The sequence below is a fragment of the Butyricimonas sp. genome, assembly GCF_019423355.1.
Lineage (GTDB): Bacteria > Bacteroidota > Bacteroidia > Bacteroidales > Marinifilaceae > Butyricimonas > Butyricimonas faecihominis.
The window spans coordinates 29,808-49,257 of the sequence record NZ_JAHZBP010000012.1 but is presented as its reverse complement, the minus strand read 5'-3'; the positions used below and the strand labels follow the sequence as shown (position 1 = coordinate 49,257).

Genomic DNA, 19,450 nt, shown 5'->3' with positions numbered 1-19,450 from the left:
TAGGCATTTCGGATTATTATTATTTACTTTGTTGTGTCTATTGCAGACACTCAGAATGTTATAAATTGAGATAAAATTATTGGCGTATGAAAATTTTTGTGACAGGAGGTACAGGGTATATAGGTTCCCACACGGTGGTCGAACTTCAGAAAAATGGTTATGATGTAATTATTGCTGACAATCTCGTGAATTCGAGTCTGGACGTGCTGGACGGGATAGAAAAGATCACTGGGATACGTCCCGAGTTTGAAGAGATAGACCTTACTGATGGGGAGGTTACACGGGATTTCTTTGCCCGCCATTCGGATATACGGGCCGTGATTCATTTTGCCGCTTTGAAGGCCGTGGGAGAGTCGGTGAACAAGCCTTTGGAGTACTATTTCAATAATTTGAACTCTTTGATGAACGTGTTGACTTGTATGCGGGAATTTAAGGTGCCGAATTTGGTGTTTTCCTCTTCCTGTACGGTGTACGGGCAGGCCGATGTGTTGCCGGTAACGGAAAAAACACCTCGTCATGAGGCTGAATCTCCTTACGGGAATACGAAGGTGATGAGTGAAGATATTATTCGGGACTTGATGCGGGTGGAGCCTGACATGAAAGCTCTGGCATTGCGCTATTTTAACCCGATCGGGGCTCACCCGACAGCGTTTATCGGGGAGTTGCCCAATGGAGTACCCAATAATTTGATTCCTTATTTGACGCAGACGGCTATCGGGATTCGTGAGCAATTGAGCGTGTTCGGTGACGATTACAACACGCCGGATGGTTCTCCGTTACGCGATTATATTGACGTGGTGGATCTGGCCCAAGCGCACGTGGTGGCTATCCGTCGGTTGTTGGAAGGGAAGAATAAGAAGAATTACGAGTTTTTCAATATCGGTACGGGAAAGGCGCTTTCCGTGCTGGAAATTATTCACGCTTTTGAACGGGCAACCGGGGTAAAAGTGAATTACAAGGTCGTGGGACGCCGTGCCGGGGACATCGAGAAGGTTTGGGCCGATACGACTTTGGCCAATAACGAGCTGGGATGGAAGGCTGTCACGCCGATCGAGGAAACGCTGGCGAATGCTTGGAAATGGCAGAAATCACTGGAAGCGACTAATTGATAGAGGAAAAGAGGTAAAAACGAGCATACACTCTCGTGTACATTGGGAAATGGCACGAGAGTGTATGCTTTTTATACGGTGCCTACCGTGTGGCATTATTTGTTCTCGTGAATATTCATGTTTACGGGGAGGTCAACCAGAAAGCGGGTTCCTTTGCCAATTTCAGATCGGACTGTAATGTCTCCTTGTAAACGGTTTACAATTGTTTTACAGATTGAAAGTCCCAAGCCGGTTCCGGCTTTGAATGAATCGATCTTGTAAAAGCGGTCGAAAATATGTTCGATATGTTCCTGTGAAATGCCTTGTCCTGTGTCCTCCACGTATAGTTGTATCTTTCCTTCCAAAACTTCAAATCCCAAGTGAATATAGCCTTCCCGGGTGAATTTGAAAGCATTGTTTGTAAGATTACCCAAAACTTGCTTCAGACGCATGGGGTCTGTCACGATATACGTGGTTTGGGATGAGGTGTGCAATTCGAATTTTATGTTCTTTAAATTTGAATGATTATTCATCTTCTGTTCTTGGAAGACATTTTCAAAAATGGCATTGAGTGATGTTTTCGAGAAAATGAAGTTCATCGTGTTAGATTCAATCTTGGCGAGGTCAAGAATATCACTGATTAGCATCAATAGCTGGGAACTATTGTTTTTAATCAGCTCGACATATCCTCGACATTCTTCCTCGGATAATTCTCCCAAGGTGGAAACGAGTACGTCGGAAAAACCGACGATGGCATTCAACGGAGTACGGATTTCGTGGCTCATGTTGGCCAGAAAGGCACTTTTTAACCGATCGCTTTCTTCCGCTTTGTTTAGTGCGGCCGTTAGTGTCTCTTCGATGTTTTTATGTTCTTGAATACTCATGCAGATACCCACTAAACGATAGGGTAATCCGGATAGCCTGCCGATGTAAGTGGATTGTCCTTCAAACCATTCCCATTGTCCGTTTCCGCGTGAGAGACGGAAGGGGACCGGTTTTTCGAATACGACATTTCCGCTGAATTGTATGGCGAAGGCATCATTCAGGGCTTGGCGATCGTCGGGATGAACCATGTTCGTGTACTCTTCCATGGTTAATGAATTGTTGGGGCCGGGTTCTATGCCTAGATATTCAAAATATCGAGGGTCAAGGACGAAAACACCATGATCGATGTCTAGGAACCACGGGTATATTTTCGAACGTCGCAAGGCGGTGGTCAATATGTATTCTTGAGTGAGTTCATTCGTGGTATTGTGAAAATAGAAGATAATTTCAACTGTTTCATCATTAATACGAAAAGAAAAGAACTGCCCACTCACGGGAAAAAGCGTGTGAGTGGCTTTCTCTTTGATGCAGGTGTTCTGCATGAGGTCTATTTTTGATTTCCCTTTTTCGAGTTCATCGAGAATCCGGGGTAAAATGTCTTGATCAAGTTGCATAAGGGATAACAGATCGGATATGTATAAATTGTCTTCTTGATATTTCTTTGAGGAAGACGTGTTGATATGTAGCTCTGTTTGGGCCTGTAAGTTAATATGAGAAATTTTACCATCGGGTAACATGGTGATAATTCCATCGGGCAAAGCGTTCAATAGATTATCCGTGTAGTATTTTTGTTGAATGAAATTCATAGTAAATATCTGTTAATCCACGCAATTAAATAAACAGATAAATGTAGTCAATTAATCCAAATGTTGTTATGGATTATTGGAATAAGAATAAATTATATTGGAGTATAGATTAATCTAATATTATGGCAATGGTACTATGCCTAAAAAGAAAGAAAAAGATACCAAAAAACGGCTATATCGTGATTGTTTTTTGGTATCTTTTTAACTTTATTCTACCGTCACGGATTTAGCTAAGTTTCTCGGCATATCCACGTTGCAGCCTCGCATTACGGCAATGTGATAGGAGATGAGCTGTAATGGAATCACGTTCAGAAGTGGGGAAAGATATTCCAGTGTTTCAGGAATTTCGATCACGTGTTCCGCCAGTTTTTTCACCTGTGCGTCGTTATCATTGACAAGAGCGATCACGTGTCCTTTCCGAGACTGGATCTCTTTGATGTTGGAAACGATCTTGTCGTAATAGTTGTCATTCGTGGCGATGGCAAAAACCGGCATATTCTCGTCGATCAAGGCGATCGGACCGTGTTTCATCTCTGCTGCCGGGTAACCTTCCGCGTGGATGTAAGAAATCTCTTTCAGTTTTAGCGCACCTTCTAGGGCAACCGGGAATTGACAACCTCTTCCAAGGTAAATGGCGTTCGTGGAGTCCTTGTAAATGGCCGCTATCTCCTTGATCTTGTCATTCTTTTCCAGAATCGCTTTCACCTTGTCCGGTAAGTTATATAGTTCGTTGATATATTTTTTGTACAATTCGTCGGATAATGTTCCCTTGCGGTGGCCGATCTGTAAAGCCATCATGGCCAACACGGATATTTGAGCCGTGAATGCTTTCGTGGAGGCAACCCCGATTTCCGGGCCCGCGTGAGTGTATACCCCAGCATCGGTTTCCCGGGCGATACTTGAGCCCACGACATTACAGATGCCGATAACCGTGGCCCCGTGTGCTTTGGCATACTTGATGGCTGCCAGCGTGTCGGCTGTTTCACCACTTTGTGAAATGGCGATAACAATGTCGTTGGCGTCCACGATCGGGTTCCGGTATCTGAATTCCGATGCGTATTCCACTTCTACCGGGATTCGGGTGAATTCTTCCAAGATGTATTCGCCTACCGTTCCGGCGTGCCATGACGTACCGCAACCGATAATGATAATGCGGTGGGCGTTGACCATCTTCGGGATAATTTCGGAGATACCTCCCAGATAGATTTCCGATGCCTCGGCATTTACGCGTCCGCGGATCGTGTCGTATATTGAATTTACCTGTTCAAAAATTTCTTTCAGCATGAAATGCGGGAAACCGCCTTTCTCGATTTTCTCGATGTCGATGTCCACTTGCTGAATGCTTAATGAAACAGGGGTGTTTTTGATCGTTTTCAGGATCATTTCGTCCCTCTTCAAGATGGCAACATCGTCATCGTTTAAGTAGATCACGTTTTTCGTGTATTCCACGATGGGCGTTGCATCCGAGGCCACGAAATATTCGCTTTGACCCACGCCGATCACGAGCGGGCTACCTTTTCTTGCCACCACAAGCTGGTCCGGTTCGTTCTTGCATAAAACAACCAGTCCATAGGCCCCGATAACTTTGGTCAAAGCGAGACGCACTGCATTCTCCGCGTTGACTTGGCCTTTCGTGTAAATGTACTCGATCAGGTTTGCCAGAACTTCTGTGTCGGTTTCACTTTGGAATGAATAGCCTCTGGCCTGTAATTTTTCCTTTAATAAAGCGTGATTCTCGATAATTCCGTTGTGAACGATAGAGAAAAGACCGTTCATAGAAGTATGGGGGTGAGCGTTTGCGTCATTTGGTTCCCCGTGGGTAGCCCAGCGAGTATGTCCCATACCGATCGTTGCGCTGGTGTCTTCCAGTTCCATGTGATGTTCCAGGTCTTGCACCCTTCCCTTGCACTTGTAAACTTGGATGTTATTATTATGGATCAACGCGATTCCGGCAGAGTCATATCCCCGGTATTCCAGACGTTTCAGACCGTTAATTAAGATCGGACAGGCTTCTTTGGGCCCGATGTATCCTACAATACCACACATAAATGTTATGTTTTAATGATTTATATTAATGAAAACAAGCGGCATAACAACCATTGCCGCTTGTTTATATTGTTATTCAATAATCTTGTCGAAAAAGTCGGAATAAGCCTCGATGTAACTTTGCTCACCCGGGTATTCCAAGGTAGGTTTCTTCAGATCGGTGGCAAAGGTACGGAGTTCATCGTCCACGTCTTTGTGGTTGAAAATGATTCCGTCAGCGTATTGGAATGCCAATTTATTAATATTCGTGTATGTCGGGTCTTTTAAAAGTGCCACGTCTTTCCGGGCAACCCCTTCCGTGATCGCTTTTTCCCCGAATTTTTCATCCAGTTTTCCCTCAAATTTGTCGTTATAAGTAGAGAATACCACTTTCGTTTTGGAGAAAACAGGGTCATCATGATATTCTTTTTTCAGGTAAAGGGGAACCAGCGCTGTGAACCACCCTTGGCAGTAGATCAGGTCGGGGGCCCATCTTAGTTTGCGCACGGTTTCGAATACTCCCCGGGCGAAGAAAATAGATCTTTCGTCGTTGTCCGGGAAAAAGTTTCCTTCTTCGTCGGAGATCGTGTGCTTACGTTGAAAATAATCCTCGTTGTCGATGAAATAAACCTGCATTCGTGCAGCTTGAATCGAGGCGACCTTGATGATTAGCGGATGATCCGTGTCGTTGATGATCAGGTTCATTCCGGAAAGGCGAATTACCTCGTGAAGTTGATTCCGTCTTTCATTGATGCAGCCGTAACGGGGCATGAATGTTCTAATCTCTTTACCTTTGTCTTGTATCCCTTGAGGTAGAAATCTTCCAATATTTGCCATTTCTGATTCCGGCAGATAAGGAACTATCTCTTGAGAAATGAATAAAACTCTTTTTTTAGCCATAACTACTACTTTTCCCAAAAACCATACAAAGATAGGCATTTTGGTTCAGATTTCAAAACTACTTTGGAATAAACCTCTCTCGAAATAAACCACTTGAATCTTAAAAACGATGCGGGGTATAGGATTTTTGATTAAAAAATTTTGCTTTTATGATAGATTTGTATAACATTGCGAAACTCTTTTTAGGCTGTAAATTAGGGGAAGACTGTACTATGGCGTGGCATAATAAACTGGGCGAATACGGGGAAGAAAAGGTGAACCGGTATCTTTTGGATATGGGGTATACGGTTTTGGAGAGAAACTGGCGGGTGGGACATCGGGAATTGGATTTCGTGTGTCTTGACGGGGAGGTGCTGGTCGTGGTGGAGGTGAAAACCCGGGCAGATGACAATGTGTCACTTTTTGATTTGCTGGATTACAGAAAAAAGAGGAATCTACAAGCTGCGGGTGCCGCTTATCTAACGAAAAAGAACATTCATCGGGAAATACGATTCGATTTGGTTGTGGTTACCGGGGCCTCTATGTGTCTAGAATACATTAAAGAAGCTATCGATTTGTTTTAAAGAACCGGGTGGCTTTTGTCGTGTGTGTGGTGTGGTAGGAATATGAAAAGCCACCCGGCATAAGAAAAGTGTCAATAGGGATACTTGTGTATTATCAAAAATTGTGCTAGAAATTCGGATTTCCGGAAAAAATATCAAATTTTCTTTCGGATGGATGATTTTGTGTGAAATTTACTATCTTTGAAAAATAAAACATAAAAGAAAAAAGGATATGGCAACAGTAAAAGCAAAATATTTAGGGGATTTGCGTTTGGAGTGTACGCATTTGCAGAGTGGTACAAAGATTATCACGGATGCGCCGACAGATAATAACGGGAAAGGTGAGGCATTCTCTCCAACCGACTTGTGTTCCACGTCATTGGCCGCTTGTGCCATGACAATCATGGGAATTTATGCTAAAAATAACGGTATTGATTTGACGGGGGCCGAGATCGAGATTACCAAGAAGATGGCGGCAGAACCTCGTCGTATTGCCGAAATAGACGTGATCTTTAACATGCCGGCTAACGGTTATTCCGAGAAGGAGAAAAAGATTCTCGAACGTGTGGCACATACTTGCCCCGTGCATTTGAGTTTACACCCGGATGTGAAACAAAATTTCGTGTTTAATTGGCAGTAATGGTCACCGGGGCTACCGGTTTACTGGGTAGCCATTTGTTGTGTCATTTGGCACGATGCGGTGAGACGATCATCGCGCTAAAAAGAGATAAGAGCCACGTTGAAGAGACGATGGCTCTCTTTTCGTGTTATTTTGATTCACCGGAAGATGCCATATCCCGGGTGACTTGGGTGGTTGGGGATGTGTTGGATGGGGAATCTGTGGCCCCGTTTGTGGAAAAAGTGGATACTGTTTATCATTGTGCGGCCATGGTTTCTTTCAATGGCAGCGATCGGAATACTTTGCTGGAAACGAATATCAAGGGGACGGAAAATATTTGTAAGATTTGTTTGGAACGTGGGGTACGCCTGTGTTTCGTGAGTTCGATTGCCGCTTTGGGGGACGCTCCCAACGAGAGCGTCGTGATTGACGAGAATACACCGGAGATTCCGGGATCGGTCCACTCGCTTTATTCCGGCAGTAAAGGGGAGGCTGAGAAAATTGTCTGGAAGTATGTCCGTCAAGGACTGGACGTTGTGATCGTGAACCCGGCTATTATTTTGGGGGCGGGATTGCGGGGGCGAAGTAGTGTCAAGTTGTTTGAACAGGCGAGTAAGGGGATGCCTTTCTACACGGAAGGCGTGAATGGATACGTGGATGTGCGGGATGTCTGCGAGTTGATGATTCGTTTGACTAAAAACGGTGATATTCGGGGAGAGCGTTTCGTGTTATGTGGGGGAAATTATTCTTATCGGGAGTTGTTTACCGTGATTGCCGGTGTCGTGGGTAAGCGCCCGCCTCGTATTCGGATGGCACCGTGGATGACAGGTTTGGCGTGGCGGTTACTGGCTTTCGTGGCTCTGTTCACGGGAAAGAAACCGGCTTTCACGAGGGAAACGGCTCGCTCGTCTCAACATAAATCCCGTTATTCCAGCGCGAAGGTGTTGTCTCTTTTTCCCGATTTCCATTTTCACACGCTTGAAGAGACGGCTCGTTTTTTCAAGGATTTGTGATGCGGGTTGCTTAGATCGGAATTCATGAGGTCCGGTGGGGGCTTTCCCTGTCCCGAGGCTATCTTCTCGAAAATCTCCATTTAAATTTCTTTATTAGTTCATTTAGACCACGGAGCATTCATCCTGCATTCATGTTGCATTCATCTTCGATAAAATAAATCTTTTTGTCCTTTTTATTTGGATTTTGGTAGGTTCGTGTTGTATATTCGTGGTATGGGAGGATATTTTGCTATGTAGCTTGATGATTGGGGAATGTGTAATTAATAATAGCGAGGTTATGGAGTTAGTTGATAGTTCATTATTGAAAGGTTTTTCGGGAGAGATTGACGGGTTGATTGTTTACACGGTTGGGAAAAAGACGTATGCCCGGAGAAAGCCGGAGAAAGTGCGTGATCCACAGACCGAGAAACAATTGCGACAGCGGGCCAAGTTCCCTGCCGTGCAAGCATTTTATCAATCAGTCAAAAGCGGGGTTTTAAAGGATGTGTATGATTTGGCGGCGAAAGAAGAGGGACGACGTTCCGGTTATCATTTGTTCATGCACTTTAATATTGCGGCCTTTGGAGGGAATGGTTTTATTGATTATTCGCTGTTACGGCTGGCACACGGGATTCAGCAATTACCTTATTCGCTGGAAATAAAGACGGTGTCAGCGGATGGGGTGGAATTTTCGTGGTTGGATAATTCCCTTACCCTGATGGCTCAAGGGTCCGATCGCTTGATGGTGGGTGCTATTTTTGATGATGATCCTTTTCAGGTTGTGATGCTTGGCGGGATCACCGCCTGTCGGAAGGAGGGTTGGGCTCCCGTCAAGCTACCCGGCGGGAGTTGGAAAACGGCTCATTTGTATTGTTTTTTCGGGACCGGGGATCGGAAACGGTTTTCGGCAAGCAAGTATTTCAAAGTAAACAAACAGTAAAGTAAGTATGGCAATATTTAATTCCATTTTGTTCCACCGGGCGAGAAAGTCCGTGGGGAACGTGACCTTGTATGCTTTAAAGGAACAGAACGTGGTTCGGGCGAAAGGTATTTATCGACGGGATCGGAAGTCTTTGGCTCAATTGAAACAACGAGCCCGGATGAAGGCAGTCCGGGAGGTGGGGAGCCATTTTTATCACGTGTTGCCGCAAGGCTTTTGTTGCTCTTCGCTAAAAGAGGGGTTGAATTGTTTCGTGAAGGCAAACGTGGGGAAAATATTCGTGGATGACGAGTTGAAGGTGAGTTATGATCTCTTGAAACTGGAAATTTCCGGTGGTACGTTGATGCCACCGGTTTTATCAGCAAAATTAGAGGCTGGGGAGAACCGGGTGGTATTTCGGTGGGAGAAACAACGATTGATGCCTTACGCTTTTGGTGATGATTTGCTTTACGGGGTGGTTTCGCGAACGGAAGATCGGGATGGGGAGGTCGTTCCATTGGGAACTCGGGGTGCATCCGGGGAGTTGAGTTGGGATTTACCCGCGGGTTGGGATGTTTGCGATGTCGTGGTACATGGTTTTGCCATGAATAGCAAAGGGAACCGGGCTTCTGTCAGCGTGGGATTGGCGGTAGGGGACGAGGTGTAGTTGTTGCTCGTGTTTATTTTGATTAAATAATTTTCTTGTTTGTTATATGTTTCTCGTTAGAAAAATGTATTTTTGATGCGAGAGGTAGGGCGAGTCGCGATGGTTTAACGGCTAAAATAAGATATTAGTGGATATACTGAACGTGAAACAACCGGAAATATTTGAAAGTGTATTTCATAAATATTATGCGTCGCTATGTTATTTCGCCAATAAGTTCGTGCGAGATGATGAGGCGGCAAGGGATATTGTGCAAGAGGTGTTTCTTCGTTTTTGGGAATCCAAGGGGAAATTCGAGAATCAATCGGCGTTAAAATCATTCTTGTATAATTGTGTCCAGAATGCGGCATTGAATTATCTGGAAAAATTGCAAGTCCGTGCGAAGGCGAATCGGCGATTGGGATTGAAATCTCCTGACGAGGAAGATGTTTTTTGTTTTCAGGTGGAAACGGATGTTTTCGAGGAAATCTTTGCCGCTATTGATGAATTACCTACTGAATGTCAGCGTATTTTCAAGATGAGTTATATCGAGATGTTGGATATTAAGACCATTTGCGAGCAACTGGATGTGGCCGAGTCAACTGTGAAGACGCAACGCCAACGAGCTAAAAAGTATCTGCGGGAGCGGTTGCAACATCTTTATCCGGTGGTGGTATTTATGTTTTTTTGATCGATAGGGTTGTTGTCTAAGCCAGATGGTGAAGAAGCGGTCGTGGATGATGTAGCCGTTGTTTGCTTTGTATACTTCTCTTTTTTCACAAGAGAGCGAAGGTAATCGAAAATTTTCCCCAGTGTTCCTTGTCATTCTTTTCAGTATTTAGCTGTTTATGTTATGAGTTGGGGAAATATATGTGAAGGCGAGTTGCTGTATAGTTTATTTTAATTGTACAAAATGTAATAATGTTTTTTATGAATCTACATCATGTCATCTTTGAAGCTTTGTATGAGATCAAGTTAACACGGCGAAACCTATTGTTTAATATGTTTGTTTTTTTTGCATTATTGACTACGATATCCTTTACTTTCATTTCATTTTCAGAGAGTGATAAGATTGAATTCGGAGAGTTTTATTTGCCGTGGGTTGTTCAGGCATTGCCTTCTTCAATCCCGTTCATGACTGCTTATTATTACAATTTCGTTCAAGTGTTGATGGTCTTTTTTATGGTATCTAATGATTTAAGGCGTTTGAGATTTACCACGATATCAGCTTTAGAGGCTCGCCCACAGGATAATAGTGATACCATTATTGGAAAATTTCTAGGACGGGTCGCTATTTTTAGTCTCGTGAACGTGTTGATTTATTCCGTGATGATATGTTATAATCTGATCTACTATCCTCGAGTATTGAATATATCGTATTATTTTTTTTACGGGATAACATTAAATTTTCCTGTGCTAATTTATTTCCTGAGTTTGTCGATTCTTGTTTCTCGTTTTATTAATAATCAGGGTATAAGTATTTTATTTCTGTTATTTTTTTGCGTGGGAACGACGATATGCGGGGCTGGAGTGATGAATAATTTATTTGATCCGTTTGCTCGTTATATTCCTAATTTATTTTCTGATTTTGTGGGACATGTACAGTTAACGTGTTTTCTTTTGCATCAAACGATCTATTTGTTAATGGGTATTTGTTTTCTGATATTGTCTATTCTTGTTTACAGGCGTTTGCCTAATAATATCCATCAAGTTCGCAGTGTGCTTGTGTTTGCTATGTTTCCATTCATTTTATCGGTTATTTTTATCGCTTTTTACATGGGGAATTTTATGCGTGTCGAGAGAAATAAAAACGAGTATCGTCAATTCTATTTTGAATATGAATATGTTTTAAAGAATCGGGTATTGTCTAATGAAATTCGATTACGTGATCTAGGTAAAGAAGGTGTTGCTGTCGAGAGTAAAATGAAAATCGTAAATAGAAACGAGGAGCAAATTCCGGTGTTATTATATTTAAACCCGGGTTTGACAGTAAATGGAATTAAAAACGGTAGTGTTAATTTGTCGTTTGAAAGAAAGGGACCTGTGATCTTGGTTGATAAGCAACTTGCAGCGGAAGATACCTGTGATCTTATCGTGAGTTATGAAGGAATTGTTGATAATGACGTGTGTCATCTTGATCAATTTGCAGTTCCGGGATATCAACGTCTGAATGAAAACAGGCGCGGGATATATAGTTTGGGGACTCAACCGGCGTATTGTGTAAATAATTATAAATTGTTTACTCCGGAAGTTTTGTGGTATCCGACTTGTGTTCCCCCGACTTGCTTTTCTTTTTTTCGAAATATGGATTTTACGTATTTTTCGCTTGTTGTTATTCATGATGAGGAAAATACCGCTATTTCTCAAGGGGAAATAATAAATGAACAGATAGGAATAACTATTTTTAAACATGAACACGCTATAAGTGGCATCAGTTTGTGCGTGGGAAAATATGATAAAAGAGTGGTGATGATGGATTCTATCCCGGTTGAAATTTATTATGAACCTAGTCATGGATATTTATTGGATTCGTTTCGTATAGATGTTGATGTGTTGGAAGAACATTTATTGAATTTTAAAAGTAAACTGGAAAAGAGAAACATGAGTTCTTATATAGATGCTGAAACGAAGAGACTTAAATATAATTATTCGACAGCGCTTAAAAGTGACCTTGAATATCCCTATTCTTGGTTACGCTTTATTGAGACTCCACTTGATTTTTACCCTTTCCCCAAGCCGGATGCGATGGATGGTGAAAGAATACAAAATGGTTTGATTTTTTTGACTGAAAAACTTTGTAATCAACATTTTATAGATGGAGAATATAATCCGGGATTAAGAAAATATGGAAGCGAATGGCATTTTAAGATGTTGTTAGATAGTAATTTGACTCATGGCGGCTGTAATATTAAGTCGATGTTACAAAGTGAGTTTAATTATGTATCGTCTGTTGATTATCCAATGATTAATGAAATATTGATAAATATGTTGTCCAGGTATTCATTTGGCTTGATGCAATCTTTTGAGCCTATGGATGAATACCGTGCTATGAATTACTTATCACGACATAGTTTAAGAGAGGCTATTCATGATCTGAATTTGTCTTCTAAGGAATTGCATTTTATCATTAAAAAGAAGGGTTGGGAGTTATATTCTTTGATATGTACACGGGTATTCAGGGACAAGTTTGATGATTTTATATATGATTTTTTTTCTAAATATCGTTTTATGAATGTTGAATTAAAGATGTTTAGTAAGGATTTGATGGAACAATGTGGGGTTGATCTCGACCATATTTTGCCAGATTTATATGATAGCAATAGATTACCTGTTTTCAAAGTGGATGCCGAGTGTTATCGGGTTGGAGATTTGATTGATTCATGGCAAGCAAATCAGTATTTTCTTTTTAAAATATATAATATGAGTGATGTGCTTGGTGTGATTATGACAAGGCCTGGGGGATTTTATTTGATTCCGGCGCATTCCTGCAAGGAAATTGTAGTTAATGATACAACTAGTTCAAGTATATCTTATAGGATAGAAATGCCGATGTCTCAGAATATACCGTCTGTTAAACGATTTCGGGCCAAGAAGATTGTATATCATGAGTTGGGATTAAAGGAAGGAATTCGAGATATTGATTCCCTGTATTTTCAAGATGATAGTCTTGATATTATTGTTGATAATGTTGATGAAAGATGTAAGATTGTAGAGACTAAAACTTGGCTTCAGGATATGTTTGAAAAGTATAATGTGAATATTCCTTTTTTGTGCGAAAGAAAAAAGAATCGTAATCAATGGTTGGTAGGATTCAACACGAAGTTCTATGGTTTTCCGGTTCAGAGTGCCTATTATAAAGAGGCGGGAACAGGTGATAAACGGGTGGAGTGGACCATAGATATAATTCGTCAAGGGAAGTATGAACTTTTTTTTCATAATGTAGATGATACTAGGCATGAAAAAAGTTTAGATGATAAGACATTGTATTTTTCTGTTTGTAATGGAGGAAATACATTCGATTTGAAAATTGATGTTGGTAGCGAGAGCGATGAATGGGTTTCGTTGGGAAGATACGATGTATTTGATTGTATTAAAATTATTCAGTACGATAAACAAGAACTTCTTTCTTTATTTTCTTTTAAAGGGCTTAATAAGGTTTTTGTAGATGCAATAAAAATGAAAGAGATTCGGGAATGATGAAATCGTGATAAGTTTAGTTGGTAAATAAACTTAAGGGAATAATTTTGAGAGAAAATCTGTAATATAATTATTACTATAAATTTAATGATCATGAAGAGGAAAAATGTTATTTATGGGATTGTTCTTTGGGGTCTTATTAGTTGTACAAAAGATGCTATTGATAGAAATGATGTAGAAAATCGTTTATCCATATTGAAGCAAAATTATGGAATTCAATATTGCAGAACGGATGTTTTACCTGATTCTTGCGTGGTTCTAACTCTTGATGAGTTAGAAGGTTTATTCGCTATGATTGATGAACGATCCGAGATTTTGGTAGGGACAAGAGGTGTAATTCCTAATGCTGAAGAAGTTAATTATGTGGTTGGTACTGGAGATGTGTGTATTGTAGATCCTTGGGAAGTGGTTATTGCAGGGATAATTCCAATCAATAACTATTGCTGTATCAATTTTTTTTCTAGTTGTATGCTTGAGAATAATGATGCAAGACTATGTGATGAGCGAGTTTCTTTAAGTCCTTATACCTCTGATTGTACGATAAACGAGAGCGATGCAGTTCTTGATGGTCAAGGCAAGATATCGTTTTATATAAGATGTTCATTGTCATTAACGGTTTTGCAATCAGGTCATGTTTTTAATGTTCTATGGGAAATGCGTATTGCGGGAGCACGATTGAATAGAGAAGGTGAATTTCGTGCTTATTATAGCAAAGAATATTATGACGATTAGTTCGATAAACAAACGAACCAAGCAAATATGGAAAAATAATTTACTTTTTTTGTCATCCTTTTCCGACTTAATCTGTTTTAGTAGTAAATGAAAAAACGATCGTTTAATGATATAAATAATTAGATGATAGATTTTAAAATTTGCACTTACATTAAACTATTAAATATTAGCGCATTAATAAAATATCAACTTGCTCCAAAAGCAATAAAATAGATTGGGATGAAGGCAAAAAAGGAATATAAAAAAACGATCGTTAAAAAATATAGAAGAAGGGACGTTGTTCGTTCCATTTTGACTTATTTGAAGGGAAATATGACGGATGATCAAAGGAAAGAATTTGATGAGTGGCTCGGCTTGGATGAGAGGAATCAAAAATTATTTGAGCGATTACAGAATGTTGATTACGTGGAGGGAGGATTACGGGAATTTCAAAAGTATAATTCTGTGGAAGATTGGAAAAAACTTCAAGCTAAATTGCAGGTCTCTCGTCGAAAAATTGGTAATTGGATGCGGGTGAGTGCGGCTTCTGTGATGATTTTGTTTTGTGTGGGAATGGTATGGTATTTTGTAGGACGTGATATGAATAATGAGAATGTTACTTCGTCTGTTATTGAATATGGGCATTCGAGAGCGATGTTATTTTTGGCTACAGGAGAGGTGATCGAGTTAGAATCAACTCAAGATACGGTATGTACTAGGATTGAGGGAGAGAGTTTTATGAATGATGGTAAGAGATTGGTGTATGCGGACACCACCCGGATAAAAGAAGTGGAATGGCATACGTTACAGGTTCCGCGAGGCGGTGAATTTGTGTTGTGTTTGTCTGACGGGACTGTGGTTACTTTGAATGCGGATTCAAAAATTCATTATCCGGATCATTTTATGGGGAAGGATCGTCAAGTTTCATTAGAAGGGGAAGCGTTTTTTGAAGTAGCGAAAGATAGTTTGAAACCTTTTGTCGTGAAAACAAACGGTATTGATGTCCGGGTATTGGGAACCGCTTTTAATCTGAAAGCATATCCGGATGAACATCAACAAACTACGTTGGTACGTGGGGCTGTGGAAGTGGTGTTGGATAAACAACAGGTGTTATTACATCCCGGAGAGCAAGTGACGTGCATTGATAAGGAGTTAAGAATTGAACAAGTAGATGTAAGGCCTTATATAGCTTGGAAAAATGAACGGTTTGTTTTTGAAAATGAACCCTTAGAGGGGGTCTTGAAAAAATTAGAACGGTGGTATAATATAACGGTTTTTATTCAGAACCAGAGATTAAAACAGATGCGATTTACGGGTAATCTACCTAAATATGAAAATATTAATAATGTGTTGAATATATTGGCGTTAACAACAAATATTAAATTTGAATTGAATGACCGCACTCTAGTCGTGCAGTTAGAGTGAATGAAAAACGGGAACTTGCGCTAACAATTTCCCGTGTAAGATAACTGCCATTGGGGAATGGCAAATTATTAATAATTAAAACAGTACAAATCTATGGAAAAAAATCGAGATTTTGACATAGGATGGGGATCTAATGTCATTACGAAAATGTTTCGAATTATGAAAGTCTTTATTTGTATTTTGATTCTGGGTCTATCGACCGTTTCTGCAAGCACGTTCTCGCAGGTCCGGGTGAGTTTAGACATGAAAAATGCAACTCTTAAAGAGGTGCTTAAGGAGATTACCAAAGTTACCGGGTATGAATTCGTGTACAGTAACAATGAATTGGAAAACGTGGGAAAGATTTCTTTGAGCGTGGAAAATAAAGATTTGCAGGAGGTTTTGGCCGAGTGTTTAAAAGGAACGCAACTTTGGTATGTCATTGAAGATCAAATTGTGGTAATTTCTCCGAAGTTAAAGGAATTCTCTCAAGTAAAAAAAGAGAATCATTCGACCGTGGCCAGTGGTAAAGTAATTGATAAGGATAAAAAGCCTATCCCGGGAGTAACTATTTTGATAAAAGGAACGACGACAGGAGTTGTTACTAATGTTGATGGCGTGTTCTTTATTTTGGTTCCGGATACAACGGCACGCGTGGAACTCGTTTTTTCATTTGTAGGCATGAAATCCAAGACGATCGCCTATAAAGATCGTCCGAAAAAGGGAGATTGGGTGATTACTATGGAAGAAGATTTGTTGGAAATGGATGAGGTGGTGGTTACGGGTTATCAAAATTTGAAGAAATCGCAGGTAGCAGGTTCCGTGAGTGTTATTGATGCGGCAAAGGTAAGATTAGGGGGTGTCCCTAGTATAGAAAATATGTTGCAGGGACAGATTACTGGTATGAATGTGATTATTAATTCTGGAGATCCTGGGGCTTCAGCCAAGATTCGAATTCGTGGTACGTCGTCTATTTTGGGTAACCGAGTCCCGTTATGGGTGTTAGATGGAATTATTTTGACCGAGGATGACATGGGCGAGATTAATATGACGGATTTGAATGGTGATGATGCCGCTTATCTCGTGGGGAATGCCATATCTGGAATTAATCCGAATGATATTGATAAGATCACAGTGCTAAAGGATGCTTCAGCTACGGCAATCTATGGAGTACAAGCTGCTAACGGAGTTATCGTTATTACGACCAAACAAGGGCAAACAGGTCCGCCAAAGATTTCTTATTCGGGAAGTTACGCGATTAACCAACGCATGGCCTATAGTGATTTAGAGAGGATGAACGCCACGGAACGTTTACAACTTTCGAAAGAGATTATAGAAGATAACTCATATTATTATTCCATGCCTGTAAATTATGGCTATGAAGGGTTTTATATAGATTGGTTGGCTCGTAAAATCACGTATGAAGAATTTGCAGAAGGTGTACAAAAGTTGGCTGATATGAATACTGACTGGTATGATATTTTGTTCCGCAACTCGTTTACTCATACTCATGCATTAAGTTTGAGCGGGGGAAATGAGGGAACTCGTTATTATATGTCTGTTGGATATGATGATACACAGAGTACGGCAATAAAAAATTATAGTCGCCGTTTTACGATGTCTGCTAAACTTAATTCTTGGTTGCTAAAAGAGAAGCTTTATTTAAGTTTTCAAGCTAATGTTTCTACCAAGAATACGCTTGGCTTTCATTCTTCGGTAAATCCGAATACTTATGCTTATAACACGTCTCGGGCGATACCTTGTTATAATGAAGATGGGTCATTATATTTTTATGACACGTATAATCGTTATTATCGGGATTGGGGAAATTATATCTATTATAATATTCTTAACGAGATGGGTGAAACGGGACAATCCGGACGAGTGAATTCAATATCTTCACAGATGAATTTGGAATGGAATATCTGGGGTGGATTGAAATATAAACTGCATTTATCCTATCAGAATAGTCATTCGATGAAGAAAAGTTGGGCAACGGATAATTCTTATTATGTGACTAATGAGCGAGGTTATAATTTGGATTTTTATGAAACATACGTACCTGCGGAAGGAGATAAAACAAAGGATAAAATCAAGGATGATTCAAAAATCCCGACAGGTGGTATTTATGATAAAAACACATCACAGTCAGATACCTATACAGTGCAAAATACATTGGAATTTAATTACGTGATAAAGGAAGATCATTTGATAAATTTGATGGCAGTATCCGAGATTCGCCAAATAAAGACGGATGGTTTGTCTGGTACATATTATGGTTGGTTACCGGATCGAGGAGAGACGTTTAATCCTGCTATAACGACAGCATATGTATCTTTGCTTACCGGGGGAACTCTTAATCCGGTATTGACAAAATCAACGAAGAATTATGTGTCGTGGATTTTCACCGGATCGTATTCATATAAAGATAAATTCGTGTTGAATGGAAATTTACGTATGGATGGTTCTAATCAGTTTGGTTCCAATCCCAAGTATCGTTTTTTACCTATCTGGTCTGTTTCTGGAAAATACACGTTGAGTAATGAAAACTTTTTGAAGGATAATGATATTATTTCTTATTTGGCTGTACGAGCTTCGTATGGGATTCAGGGAAACGTGGATAGCGGAACATCGCCGGATTTAGTGATAAAAGTGGGCTCTCAAAATACCATAACGGAACATAATGAATCTACTATAGCTTATTTGCCTAATCCGGATTTACGCTGGGAAAAAACAGAATCGTATAATATCGGATTGGATGTGTCTTTGTTGGATAATCGGATTTCAGTCGTGGCGGATGTGTATAAAAAACGAGGTACTGATATGGTTATGACTAAAAACGTGTCGCAAACTAACGGAATCCAGACTGTCAAGATTAATGCCGGGAGAGTGGATAATAGCGGGATTGAAATTGGAGCAACCTTCATCCCTTTGAAAACAAAAGACTGGGATATCGCTTTAGGCATTAATTATTCTTACAATAGAAACAAGCTTGTTGAAGCCAATGAACACGCGGTCACTAATGATGATAAATTGGCAGGTAATGCATTGATTGTCGGGAAACCTTTGGGAACACTTTATTCGTATGATCTTGTTGGGTTAAATCATGAAACAGGTTATCCGGTATTCCGTGATATACATGGGAATACTTCTTTTATTAATGATGATGGAGAAGATAACCCGAATTACTCTCTTTGGGCAGATGAAGTAAATCTTGTAAAATCCGGGGTGATGACGGCTCCTAGTCAAGGTGGTATTAATATTAGTGTCGGTTGGAAAGGCTTGCGTTTAAGTGGAACTTTTACTTACCAATTTGGTGGGGTGAATCGTCTCTCGAATATTTACGGGAGTAACTGGAATTACGTGTTTAATCCCATGACAAATGTGTCCAAGGAATATGCGATGCGTTGGCGGAAATCCGGGGATGAGGATAAAACGGATATGCCTGTACTTTATAATAGCAGGGTGTATAATAAACTTACACATAGATATTATGTTTCGGGAAAAGATGAGGTGGCCGGAACGACAATGTATGATAAATCTTCGGTTCGGGTGGCAAAGACTGATTTCTTGAAAATGAGAAGTTTGTCATTGAACTATTTGATACCTCGAAAATTCGTTTCCAAGTGGCATATAACGGATTGTGCGATAGGATTACAAGCAACCAATTTGTTCACTTGGGCTGATAAACGGTGGGAAGGTTCAGATCCGGAAGCGGCTTTTGCAACAACGCCGTTGACAAGAACTTATACTTTAAATTTGAACATAACTTTTTGAAA

At 40.5% G+C, this 19,450-nt stretch carries 14 protein-coding genes; 11 read left to right on the top strand and 3 right to left on the bottom strand.

Going from position 1 to position 19,450, the window contains the following annotated elements:
- Positions 1 to 86: 86 nt before the first annotated feature.
- Positions 87 to 1,109, top strand: a complete 1,023-nt coding sequence (galE, locus tag QVC79_RS15195; protein ID WP_270595545.1) for a UDP-glucose 4-epimerase GalE — start codon at positions 87 to 89, stop codon at positions 1,107 to 1,109.
- Between the two features lie 95 nt (positions 1,110 to 1,204).
- Here the strand turns inward: galE and QVC79_RS15190 are convergent, their stop codons facing one another.
- The 3 genes from QVC79_RS15190 to QVC79_RS15180 form a co-directional block, all read right to left on the bottom strand.
- Positions 1,205 to 2,719, bottom strand: coding sequence for a PAS domain-containing sensor histidine kinase (locus QVC79_RS15190; RefSeq protein ID WP_270595546.1), 1,515 nt, complete (start codon positions 2,717 to 2,719; stop codon positions 1,205 to 1,207).
- 207 nt (positions 2,720 to 2,926) lie between these two features.
- On the bottom strand, positions 2,927 to 4,765 hold the full coding sequence (gene glmS / locus QVC79_RS15185; protein ID WP_087421967.1) for a glutamine--fructose-6-phosphate transaminase (isomerizing): 1,839 nt from the start codon (positions 4,763 to 4,765) through the stop codon (positions 2,927 to 2,929).
- Between the two features lie 72 nt (positions 4,766 to 4,837).
- The gene (locus tag QVC79_RS15180) at positions 4,838 to 5,644 is read right to left on the bottom strand and encodes a glycogen/starch synthase (RefSeq protein ID WP_087422227.1); all 807 of its coding nucleotides are present in this window, start codon (positions 5,642 to 5,644) and stop codon (positions 4,838 to 4,840) included.
- Positions 5,645 to 5,793: 149 nt separating this feature from the next.
- Here QVC79_RS15180 and QVC79_RS15175 point away from each other — a divergent pair, with 149 nt between their 5' ends.
- The 10 genes from QVC79_RS15175 to QVC79_RS15130 all read left to right on the top strand — a co-directional run bounded on the left by QVC79_RS15175 (position 5,794) and on the right by QVC79_RS15130 (position 19,448).
- Positions 5,794 to 6,207: a YraN family protein gene (locus QVC79_RS15175; RefSeq protein ID WP_229782957.1), complete on the top strand. Its 414-nt coding sequence runs from the start codon at positions 5,794 to 5,796 to the stop codon at positions 6,205 to 6,207.
- Between the two features lie 211 nt (positions 6,208 to 6,418).
- Positions 6,419 to 6,826: an OsmC family protein gene (locus QVC79_RS15170; RefSeq protein ID WP_027201228.1), complete on the top strand. Its 408-nt coding sequence runs from the start codon at positions 6,419 to 6,421 to the stop codon at positions 6,824 to 6,826.
- On the top strand, positions 6,826 to 7,818 hold the full coding sequence (locus tag QVC79_RS15165; protein ID WP_270595597.1) for an NAD-dependent epimerase/dehydratase family protein: 993 nt from the start codon (positions 6,826 to 6,828) through the stop codon (positions 7,816 to 7,818). Before QVC79_RS15170 ends, QVC79_RS15165 begins: the two co-directional genes overlap by 1 nt.
- A gap of 277 nt (positions 7,819 to 8,095) precedes the next feature.
- Positions 8,096 to 8,737: a DUF6266 family protein gene (locus QVC79_RS15160; RefSeq protein ID WP_270595547.1), complete on the top strand. Its 642-nt coding sequence runs from the start codon at positions 8,096 to 8,098 to the stop codon at positions 8,735 to 8,737.
- 7 nt (positions 8,738 to 8,744) lie between these two features.
- Entirely contained in the window at positions 8,745 to 9,383 is a 639-nt protein-coding gene (locus QVC79_RS15155) for a hypothetical protein (protein ID WP_270595548.1), read from the top strand.
- A 127-nt stretch (positions 9,384 to 9,510) separates the two neighbouring features.
- A complete protein-coding gene (locus QVC79_RS15150; protein ID WP_124317263.1) occupies positions 9,511 to 10,050 on the top strand; it encodes an RNA polymerase sigma-70 factor in 540 nt (179 codons plus the stop codon).
- Between the two features lie 812 nt (positions 10,051 to 10,862).
- Positions 10,863 to 13,556: a M1 aminopeptidase family protein gene (locus QVC79_RS15145; RefSeq protein WP_270595549.1), complete on the top strand. Its 2,694-nt coding sequence runs from the start codon at positions 10,863 to 10,865 to the stop codon at positions 13,554 to 13,556.
- Between the two features lie 93 nt (positions 13,557 to 13,649).
- Positions 13,650 to 14,288, top strand: a complete 639-nt coding sequence (locus tag QVC79_RS15140; protein WP_124318478.1) for a hypothetical protein — start codon at positions 13,650 to 13,652, stop codon at positions 14,286 to 14,288.
- A gap of 219 nt (positions 14,289 to 14,507) precedes the next feature.
- Positions 14,508 to 15,692, top strand: a complete 1,185-nt coding sequence (locus QVC79_RS15135) for a FecR family protein (RefSeq protein ID WP_287642512.1) — start codon at positions 14,508 to 14,510, stop codon at positions 15,690 to 15,692.
- A gap of 159 nt (positions 15,693 to 15,851) precedes the next feature.
- Positions 15,852 to 19,448: a SusC/RagA family TonB-linked outer membrane protein gene (locus tag QVC79_RS15130; protein WP_287642511.1), complete on the top strand. Its 3,597-nt coding sequence runs from the start codon at positions 15,852 to 15,854 to the stop codon at positions 19,446 to 19,448.
- Positions 19,449 to 19,450: the final 2 nt, after the last annotated feature.

Excerpts from the sequence above, each read along its gene's own strand:
- QVC79_RS15155 (WP_270595548.1), top strand. The coding sequence starts at position 8,745 with ATGGCAATATTTAATTCCATTTTGTTCCACCGGGCGAGAAAGTCCGTG.
- QVC79_RS15190 (WP_270595546.1), bottom strand. The coding sequence starts at position 2,719 with ATGAATTTCATTCAACAAAAATACTACACGGATAATCTATTGAACGCT.
- QVC79_RS15175 (WP_229782957.1), top strand. The coding sequence starts at position 5,794 with ATGATAGATTTGTATAACATTGCGAAACTCTTTTTAGGCTGTAAATTA.
- QVC79_RS15165 (WP_270595597.1), top strand. The coding sequence starts at position 6,826 with ATGGTCACCGGGGCTACCGGTTTACTGGGTAGCCATTTGTTGTGTCAT.
- QVC79_RS15160 (WP_270595547.1), top strand. The coding sequence starts at position 8,096 with ATGGAGTTAGTTGATAGTTCATTATTGAAAGGTTTTTCGGGAGAGATT.
- QVC79_RS15170 (WP_027201228.1), top strand. The coding sequence starts at position 6,419 with ATGGCAACAGTAAAAGCAAAATATTTAGGGGATTTGCGTTTGGAGTGT.
- QVC79_RS15140 (WP_124318478.1), top strand. The coding sequence starts at position 13,650 with ATGAAGAGGAAAAATGTTATTTATGGGATTGTTCTTTGGGGTCTTATT.
- QVC79_RS15135 (WP_287642512.1), top strand. The coding sequence starts at position 14,508 with ATGAAGGCAAAAAAGGAATATAAAAAAACGATCGTTAAAAAATATAGA.
- galE (WP_270595545.1), top strand. The coding sequence starts at position 87 with ATGAAAATTTTTGTGACAGGAGGTACAGGGTATATAGGTTCCCACACG.
- QVC79_RS15130 (WP_287642511.1), top strand. The coding sequence starts at position 15,852 with ATGAAAGTCTTTATTTGTATTTTGATTCTGGGTCTATCGACCGTTTCT.
- QVC79_RS15180 (WP_087422227.1), bottom strand. The coding sequence starts at position 5,644 with ATGGCTAAAAAAAGAGTTTTATTCATTTCTCAAGAGATAGTTCCTTAT.
- glmS (WP_087421967.1), bottom strand. The coding sequence starts at position 4,765 with ATGTGTGGTATTGTAGGATACATCGGGCCCAAAGAAGCCTGTCCGATC.